9 protein-coding genes are annotated in these 9223 nt (G+C 54.4%); 3 read left to right on the forward strand and 6 right to left on the reverse strand.

What is annotated here, in order from left to right:
- On the reverse strand, positions 1-744 hold a 744-nt coding region (locus B3P58_RS04615; RefSeq protein WP_286716325.1), incomplete at its 3' end, for a fatty acid desaturase.
- A 194-nt stretch (positions 745-938) separates the two neighbouring features.
- On the opposite strand from B3P58_RS04615, the gene B3P58_RS04620 reads away from it, so the two are divergent.
- The gene (locus B3P58_RS04620; protein WP_225693038.1) at positions 939-1958 is read left to right on the forward strand and encodes an AraC family transcriptional regulator; all 1020 of its coding nucleotides are present in this window, start codon (positions 939-941) and stop codon (positions 1956-1958) included.
- Between the two features lie 25 nt (positions 1959-1983).
- On the opposite strand, the gene B3P58_RS04625 is transcribed toward B3P58_RS04620, so the two are convergent.
- The 5 genes from B3P58_RS04625 to B3P58_RS04645 form a co-directional block, all read right to left on the reverse strand.
- Entirely contained in the window at positions 1984-2676 is a 693-nt protein-coding gene (locus B3P58_RS04625; protein WP_286716326.1) for a response regulator, read from the reverse strand.
- Positions 2673-4166: a sensor histidine kinase gene (locus B3P58_RS04630; protein ID WP_286716327.1), complete on the reverse strand. Its 1494-nt coding sequence runs from the start codon at positions 4164-4166 to the stop codon at positions 2673-2675. The genes B3P58_RS04625 and B3P58_RS04630 overlap by 4 nt, the downstream gene beginning before the upstream one ends.
- A gap of 4 nt (positions 4167-4170) precedes the next feature.
- Complete coding sequence (locus B3P58_RS04635; protein ID WP_286716328.1) at positions 4171-5619, reverse strand: TrkH family potassium uptake protein; 1449 nt, start codon at positions 5617-5619, stop codon at positions 4171-4173.
- 248 nt (positions 5620-5867) lie between these two features.
- Positions 5868-6947 (reverse strand): ATP-binding protein, encoded by a 1080-nt coding sequence (locus tag B3P58_RS04640; RefSeq protein WP_286716329.1) that lies wholly within the window; start codon positions 6945-6947, stop codon positions 5868-5870.
- A complete protein-coding gene (locus B3P58_RS04645; RefSeq protein ID WP_145466438.1) occupies positions 6944-7672 on the reverse strand; it encodes a response regulator in 729 nt (242 codons plus the stop codon). Before B3P58_RS04645 ends, B3P58_RS04640 begins: the two co-directional genes overlap by 4 nt.
- 170 nt (positions 7673-7842) lie before the next feature.
- Between B3P58_RS04645 and B3P58_RS04650 the strand changes: the two genes are divergently transcribed.
- A complete protein-coding gene (locus B3P58_RS04650) occupies positions 7843-9000 on the forward strand; it encodes an efflux RND transporter periplasmic adaptor subunit (RefSeq protein ID WP_286716330.1) in 1158 nt (385 codons plus the stop codon).
- A gap of 16 nt (positions 9001-9016) precedes the next feature.
- Positions 9017-9223 (forward strand): efflux RND transporter permease subunit (locus B3P58_RS04655; RefSeq protein WP_286716332.1); only part of this gene is annotated, 207 nt, incomplete at its 3' end.

Below are 9223 nucleotides of genomic sequence, written 5' to 3' on the forward strand. Positions count from 1 at the left end.
CCATTTATCCAGCAGTTCAAAGCGCGCCAGGGTTTCGGCCGACCACGCCGGAATAACACCAAAATAAGGCGCAATCAGATTAATCGCATGGTAGCCCAGTACGCTGTACCAGATGCTGGCGGTGATCCATGGCAGGGGAAAGTTCGCGGCCAGCACACGGGCGGCGTGATACAGCTTTTTACCCTTCGGCGCTTCGACCAGCGCGCGGGTGAAATTTCCAACAAAGGTATCCAGCATAATCAGCCAGCGCAGTGGTCCGAAGGTGCGGCCATTGCCGATACCGCGCTCTTCGATGTCGGCCTCGGTACCTGAGGTTTTATGATGCAGAAAATGCAGGTGGCGGCGAATCCAGGGGTTAATTGTTCCCGGACGGAAAATCCACACACCGGCCATCATTAAATGGTGAATCAGTTTGTTGTTTTTAAAGTATTGCCAGTGAATTAAATCGTGCTCCAGCTCATGCAGCAGCGAGGTTAAAAAAGCGACCGTCGGAATACACAGCCAGGCGCTGATCATGCCCTGCCAGTAAGCAAAGCCCGTCAGCAGAATAGCGCTGATGGCAAACAGAAAAACGCTCATACCAATAAGATTCTGATTAGCGAGAATCGGGTAGCGGCGGCGGGCATCATCGCCGGCAGCACGGATAACGCTGCGGATGGTTTCAATACGCTGCGCATCGGACTGCTGTAGCGTATCTTTTCCGAATGCCGGTGAATCCGGGATATATTTTTTTATTATGCTCATAACCTGTTTCCTGTTGCAGATAATCCTGTCACTCCGGCGGCTGCGGTAAAACAGTGCAAATGGCCGCCGGTTCAGAATGTATTAGCCGCTAATCCGGTTGTTAAGGCTACCTTAAAAGCGTTAAATGGCCTTAAACCCTATGGTTTTTGTCCGAAAGACCCCGTTTATTGTCCGCACACCACTCAGGAAAGACGATGAGCCAGCTACAGCAACAGGCAATCTACCCCGGTGCAGAGTTGTTTCTGCTGAAGCAGTTTATGCGCCGCGAAGGCATTGTTCCGGCGCAGGCGCTGCTTGGTACCGGACTGGATGAAGCACAGCTGAGCCGGGCCGGCTCGCTGGTATCGTCGGAGCAGTTCGACCGGATTTACCGCAATCTGTACCGCCTGGCGGCGCGTGCGGATTTTGGTCTGGCACTGGGGCAGGCGCTGAATCTGTCGCGCTGGGGGTTATTGTCGGCGGCGCTGTTCAGCAGCAAAACTCTGGGCGATGCACTGGCTACCGCCAATCAGCTGCGGGTGTTATTGCGCAGCCGCTTTACCCTGACGGCCGCGATGCGTGAGGGTGGTTATGATATTGAAGTGCGCAAACGCGAGGGCATGGAATATCCGCTGAATTCGGTGTTTGCCCATGAAATGCTGTTCACCAGCCTGCAGGTACAGATTGCTCAATTACTGGGCCGCGAATTTTATTTCACTGAAATTCGTCTGAATTATCCGCCACCACCTCACGCGGCAGACTATGAACGTTATTTTGCCGCTAAGGTGCAGTTTAATTCACCGGTCAGTGGTTTCCGCATCGACCGCGATACCATGCATCAGCCTCTGCCTCTGGCGAATCCGGCGGCGAAACAACAGGCCATGCTGGTGGCCGGGGCCGAACTGAAACGGGTGCTGCAGGTACAGAAGGGTGATATCGGCTGGCAGGTGCGGGCATTGATTCAGGGCAGCGAACAACGTCTGGCATTAGATGATGTTGCTGCCGGTTTAAATCTTTCGCCGCGCACATTAAGACGAAAATTACAGGAAGCGGGGCTGACCTTCCGCCAGATCAGCGATGAAGAATTACTGAAAAAATCCATGTTGCTGCTGGATGACCAGCAACAGAAAGTCAGCTCTGTGGCCAGCGCCTGTGGCTTTAAAGATCTGCTCAGCTTCCGCGAAGCCTTTAAACGCTGGAGCGGTATGACACCTCAGCAATACCGGCGGCGCTGATACGGCAGATTCAGCGTTGAGGTATTCAGAGGCTTTTTAATTCACCGATAAAACGATAACCAACCCCGGCATCGGTTTCGATATAGGCCGGTTTAGTTGGGTCGTCACCGAGTTTATTACGAATCTGGCGGATAAAAATACGCAGGTAATGACTGTCTTCAATATGACTGTCACCCCAGTATTTTCGCAGCAGATATTGCTGCGTCAGTATTTGCCCCGGGTGCTGGATCAGCTCCAGCAATAATTCATATTCCCGCGGCGAAAAGCGGATGCGTTCACCATCGACGCTGACGGTGCGTGAGGGTAAATCCACTTTTAAATGACCGTCGTCGTAGCCCATTGGCGCCTGTTCTTTACCACTGGCGCTGCGCAAAACAGCACGGATGCGGGCCAGTAATTCTTTTACACCAAAGGGTTTTTCCACATAGTCGTTACAGCCATTATCCAGCGCTTCCACTTTTTCCCGCTCGCTGTTGCGCACCGATAACACAATGACCGGCGTTTCACAGAAGGTGCGTAATTCACGCAATACCTGCTGGCCATCGATATCGGGCAAGCCAAGATCAAGAATAATCAGATCCGGTTGCTCCAGCGCAATCTGTTCAAGCCCGCGGCGGCCGGTATCGGCTTCGCTCAGTTGATAGCCCTGCGATTCCAGACTGATGGTTAAAAAGCGGCGTATCTGCGGTTCATCATCAATGATCAGAATGCGCGTCATAGCGTTCCCCGGTTGGTGTTATCCATAGGCTCAGCATTGTTTCCAGGTACGGCATTATCCACAGGCAGGCTGAGGCGGAAACAGGTGCCCTGTTCTGTGGAGCTGTAAAGAATATTGGCGCTGCCACCATGGGCGGCGAGAATTCCCTGGCAGATGGTCAGGCCGAGGCCGGTGCCGCCGGTCTGCTGATCGCCTTTGGCGAGGGTAAAAAACATATCAAAAATATGCGGCCAGTGTTCCGGCGGAATACCCGGCCCGGAGTCGGCAATATCAATCAGCAGACGGTTGCCGCTGGCATGGGCATTAATCTGAATATTTTTACCGGCCGGGGTGTAGCGTACGGCATTTTCCAGCACATTAAAGGTGGCCTGTTCCAGCAGTGCGGCATGGACGTAGAGCAGGGGTAATTCCGGGTCTATGTGGGTAATAATCTGCTGGCCGTCGAGTAACGGCTGCAGGCGTTTAAGAGAAACGCTGAGTATATCGTCGATGCCGGCCCAGTCGCGCTCCAGTTTTAATTCACCCTGACCGATCTTGGTCATATCCAGTAATTTCTGAATATATCGGTCGAGGCGGCGTGCTTCCGACAGTGTATTTTTTAACAGTTCATCCTGTTGTGCTTCGCTCAGGCTTGGGCGCAGATCACACAGGCTGCTGACCGATCCGATCATGGTGGCCAGTGGTGTGCGTAAATCGTGGGAAATGGATGACAGCAGGGCCGAGCGTAATTGTTCGCGCTCTTTAATCACGGTTTCCTGCTGCAGATTTTCGACCAGTAATACCCGGCTCCAGGCGAGGCGCAGAATTTCGGCGGTGGCTTCAATACGGGTTTTCAGCCAGGCATTCACCGGCGTTTTCAGTGGTAACTGAATTTCGTGCAGATGCTGATCGTTGTCGCACAGCACGATATGAAAACAATGATTATTCCAGTGGCTGCTTAAACTGCCTTTCTTAACACCGTTGCGCTCGTTGCTGGCGCGGGTGTGGACAACGGACTGGGTGTCAGGTGCCAATAAATCGGGTCGGAACAGGGCCTGTACTTCCTGCAGAAAAATATCAATCAGTTCTCCGGCCTGCACACAGGAAGCCAGTGACTGTGCCAGCATCATCTGTTGTTTGGTCCAGCGTTCGCTGCTTTGCAGGGCATCGACTTTTTCCCGTAAACCCGCGGCCAGCTGGCCGGTAACCAGCGCGACCAGAATCAGCAAAGAGGCGGTGAGAATGTCTTCGCGGTGCAGAATAAACAGGGTGAAGTGTGGCGCGGTAAAAAAGAAGTTGTACGACAGAAAGGAGACAACCGCGCTCAGCAATGCCGGGCGGATGGCGGTGGAGACGGCCGTGAGCAGTACCGCTGCCAGATAAAATAAAGCAAGGCTGGCGGCCGGTAAAAGGTCGGAAAAAAACCAGCATACCAGTGTGGCCAGTAACGGCGCGGCCAGGGCCAGTAGCCAGTGTGACCAGCGCCACCTGCTATTATCGTTCAGCAGCATACAATCATCCTCTCCAGAATACCGGGCTCAGCAGCACCATCACGGTAAGCAGCTCCAGACGTCCCAGAATCATGGCAAAACTGAGAATCCATTTTGCGCCATCCGTTACCTGAGCAAAGTTACCGGCCGGGCCAATCATATCACCTAAACCCGGGCCGACATTGCTCAGTGCGGTAGCGGCGCCGGTAAATGAGGTAACAAAATCCAGTCCGGTAGCCGCCAGCGCCAGACTGGTAATGGTCAGGGTCAGAAAGAATAAAAATGAGAACGCGACGGCCGACACCATAATATCGTCGGAGACGGTTTTCCCGTTGTAGCGGATAGAGAAGGTACCGCGCGGATGCACCAGTTTATTCATCTGATCACGCAGAAACAGCCATGACAGCTGAAAACGGAATATCTTCATGCCGCCACTGGTTGAACCAGAACAACCGCCAATAAAGGTGACAAAAAAGAACAGACAAACACTGAATACGCCCCACATGGTGTAATCCTGTGAGGCATAACCTGTGGTGGTAATCACCGACACGATATTAAACGCCACATGGGTAAGGGTGGTGAAAAAATCACGCTCCTGAGTCAGTGACAGCTGCAGGGTGAGCAGGAAAACCAGCGCCAGTACCACCAGTAAAAAACCATAGACCTGCTGATCGCGCAGTGCGCTCAGACGCTTTTGTGAAACAAAGCGGATAAACAGCGTAAATGGCATTCCCCCCAGCAACATAAACACCACCGAAATCCACAGAATGGTGCTGTTAAAGCGTCCCATAGAACTGTCATCGGTGGCGTAACCGCCGGTCGAAACCGTGGTCATAGCGTGGTTAATTGCATCAAAGGGAGTCATCCCCGCCAGCCAGTAGCAACAGGCACAGAGCAGGGTAAAGCCGCAGTACATAGACAGCAGCGCGCGGGCGAGATCGTGGAAACGCGGCAGCGATTTATCCGACCAGTCGGATGATTCAGTCTGGAACAGACGCATACCACCGACGCGCAGAAACGGCAGAATAGACACCGCCATACCAATCACACCAAAACCGCCAGTCCACTGCAGCATTGAGCGCCACAACAGAATAGAGGGCGGCAGGGTATTAAGCTGCGACAACACCGTAGAACCCGTCGTGGTAATGCCTGACACCGCCTCAAATACGGCATCGGAAAAATTCAGCGGATGGTTGGCGAGAATCAGCGGCAGGGCGCTGTAAAGTGACAGCATCAGCCAGCTCAGACTGGTCAGCAGATACAACTGGCGCGCGTTTAAGGCAAAGGGACGGTTCAGGCCCGGCACCACCAGCGTGCAGCCAATTAACGTAACGATGCAGGCAGCAAGAAAGAACGCGCGGTACTCACCGTCACCGCAGAATAAAGAATACAGGGCCGGTACCAGCAACAGGGCGGCTATCACAAAGGCCAGCAGACCACAGACAAATAAAACCGGACGAAAAAGCCTTAACACGCAGCATATCTCCCAGCGGACAGGCAACAACGCTATTGTCCGGCCGGAGGCTGTAAAAATTCGAGACAGCAAAGCGCGGGTTGCCGTAAAAATTCCGTAAGGGGAAATCAGTGAGCCAAGCCGGACCGATGATGCGGCGGTAACCAGAGCAGGTTATCCGGATATTTATTTTTCAGAGGCGTTACTATAAAGCAGATGCGGTAACGCTGAGCATTTTGTTGCCCGTAATGGCAATAACTCTGTTTGAATCAATGGCTCACCGGTGCGGCACTAACCGGCCAGGCAAGAGTAAAGGTTGTTCCTCCCTGAGCTGTGCGCTGGCAGAGGGCATGGCCGTTGTGGGCTTCTGTGATGGCTTTGACGACGGCAAGGCCAAGACCGCTGCCACCACTTTTCCGTGAGCGTGATGGTTCAACCCGGTGGAATGCTTCGAATATATGGTTTGCAGCGTCGTCGGGGATGCCCGGGCCTTCGTCTGTCACGCTCAGATAACATGTATTTTCTGCGTGATGAAGATGTATGGTCAGGGTTCCGGGGTCGGCATGCTGACAGGCATTTTCCAGCAGCGCCATGAGCGCCTGACGTATCCGTACGGCATCACACCAGACCTGCATTGTGGTATCGAGCAGCGGATTCAGCCTGAATCCTTTGGCGTGTAACTGGGGAGCGAAAGAATCAATAACCGCATTGATTTCCTCTGCCAGCTTCACTTCGGTCTGATGTAACTCCAGATGGCCGCTATCGTTGAGGCTCAGCACACGCAAATCTTCGATCAGGCGGTTCAGTCCTTCGACTTGCCGCAGCAGGCCCTGGAACAGATCGCTGCTGGGAGTGAATACGCCTTCCGCCAAACCCTGCAGGCGACCACGCAGAATGGTAACCGGGGTGCGCAGCTCATGAGCCACGGCAGCATTCCAGAACTCGCGCTCGCGGGTCATGTTCTGCAGGCGTTCGGCCATGGCATTGAAATCGCGCACCAGCTGAGTGGTTTCACCCATGGAATAACGCCCCATAAAAGCGCGGGCGTCCAGCTTGCCCTCCGCCAGTTCACGCAGACTTTCCGCCACCGAGTTCAGTGGCGTAAGAATCCGCCGTGACAAACGAACAGCGACGAACAACGCCATCACCAGAGCGGCAATGATGGTGCAGACGATCCAGATCATTTCCACCCGTGAAGGTACCCAGGTTTCGGAAATACTGTCCGGCAGGTAGGCCATCGCAATGGCATAGAATACGTAAGAACCAAACACCGACAGGAAAATGATGCCCAGTGCCATCAGCGCCAGCGACTGAATAATTTGTCTGCGTAACCCGGCCACTGGCTTCATACATCATCCCCCAGACGATAACCCACACCCCAGACACTGAGGGGAACTCCCTGAATCCCTGCGGCTTCAAGCTTCTTACGCAATTTGCTGATATGGCTGTCGACCGTGCGTTCCAGGCTGTCGCCTTCGGGCAGGCAGCTGACCAGCAGTTCTTCGCGGCTGAAAACACGTTTCGGCGCCCGCATCAGGCAGGCGAGCAGTTTGAATTCCGTGAGTGTCAGATCGAGTTTCTGCTGCTGATGATTAAGGAAGATGCTTGCTTCGTAGCTGTCCAGGTCGATCTGGAACTGCCCGACGCGCAACACCTGTGCCGTGGCAGGCGTATGATTCCGCGTACGCCGCAGCACGGCCTGTACTCTGGCGACCACTTCGGCCGGGTTGAATGGCTTAACCACATAGTCGTCTGCCCCCAGACGCAGTCCCATTAACTTATCGATATCCTGATCGAGGGCGGTGAGCATAATTACCGGTGTATCGCCCCGGGAGCGGATTTCGTTCAGAACATTCCAGCCATCCAGTTGCGGCATCTGCACATCAAGAAGCATCAGATCCGGCTTACATGTCTGGTGCATGGCCAGCGCCTGATGGCCATCGGTGGCGTGTTGCGTGCGCAGTCCGCTGCGTTGCAGATAAGCAATAAGGATATCGGCAATCTCGGTTTCATCTTCGGCAATCAACACGAGTGCCGGAGTTGCCGGGCCTGCAGGAGTATTAGTGTTGGACATGGATTGCTCTGACACTGAAACGGCCGAACATTATCACTCTCTCCATAAGTTCTCCACAAAGCCTCAAGTTCATCGCAACAGTTGCCCGTCATAATTCCGTTCTGGTTCTCAGGCGCGTGATAACGCGCCATTTGGGAGAGCGCTGTTCAGCGAGGCTGAGGAGAATATTTATGTATTTCAAGCAACGGCACTTAAGCATTGTGTCGGTAGCTGTAATTGCCATGTGCGGACTGGCCGGTTGTGATGCGGCGGTACCGGCTCAGGAAACGCCTCCTCCGGTGGAGGTGTCGGTGATGACTCTGGAGCCCGGAGAACTGCTGCTATCCAAAGACCTGTCCGGCCGGGTAAAGGCTGTCCGTAATGCTGAAATACGGGCGCAGGTCAGCGGTATTGTACAACGTCGTCTGTTTGAACAGGGGGCTGAGGTTAAAGCGGGAGACGTACTGTTTCAAATCAACCCGGCGGTATTTCAGGCCGATGTTGATAGCGCAGCCGCTGCTTTAGAGCGTACCCGGGTCGTTCAGAAAAGGGCTCATCATGAAGTGAATCGCCTTGCCCCGCTGATGCGTGCCGGTACGGTCAGCCGTCAGGTATATGACGATGCGGTGGCGCAACGTGATCAGGCTGTGGCTGACGTTGCCCAGGCTAAAGCAACGCTGGCACGGCATAAACTGAATTTGCAGTTTGCCCGTGTTGAAGCGCCTATCTCCGGGCGTATCGATCAGGCATTGGTCAGTGAAGGTGCTTTGGTTTCGCCGACGGACACCACCGCCATGGCAAGAATCCAGCAAATTGATCAGGTGTATGTGGACGTACGTCTGCCAGCTTCAATGCTGGAAGATATACGTCAGCAGACCGCCCCAGACGGCCCGGAGCCGGCCGTGGAAATCCTCAACAGCGATGGTAAGCCGCTTGGCATTCAGGGCCATATCCTGTTCTCCGGTATTGAAGTGGATGCCGGTACCGGCGACGTACTGCTGCGTGTGCTGACCGAAAACCCGCAACATCGTTTACTGCCTGGTCTTTATGTCCGTGCCCGGGTTCCCCGTGCTTACTATCCTGCTGCGCTGACTGTTCCTCAGGAAGCCGTAACCCGTCCGGCGGGTGATGCCAGCGTGTGGGTGCTGGATGCTGAAGGGCAGGTGCAGCCTGTCGCCATCGAGGTTGGCGAGCTGAGCGGGCGTTATTACCGCGTGGTATCCGGCTTAAGCGCTGGCCAACAGGTGGTCATCGAGGGTATCGAACGCCTGAGCCCGGCCGCGCAGGTTGTCGCACGCCCCTGGCAAAATGCCGCTGACAGTCAGCAGCTCAGCGCTGACGTGCACTGAATTTGGAGGCCTAGTTATGTCCCGGTTTTTTATTAATCGTCCGGTGTTTGCCTGGGTAATCGCCTTATTCATCATCCTGATTGGCGTGATCGCTATCCCGCAATTACCGGTCTCCCGCTATCCCCCGGTGGCGCCGGTGTCGGTCAGTATTTATGCCTCTTATCCGGGGGCAACTCCGCGGACGCTCAACGACTCGGTGGTAAGCCTGATCGAGCGCGAGCTG

The organism is Thalassolituus sp. UBA2009 (genome assembly GCF_002335285.1).
In the GTDB taxonomy this organism is placed as follows: Bacteria; Pseudomonadota; Gammaproteobacteria; order Pseudomonadales; family Oceanobacteraceae; genus Venatoribacter; species Venatoribacter alkanivorans.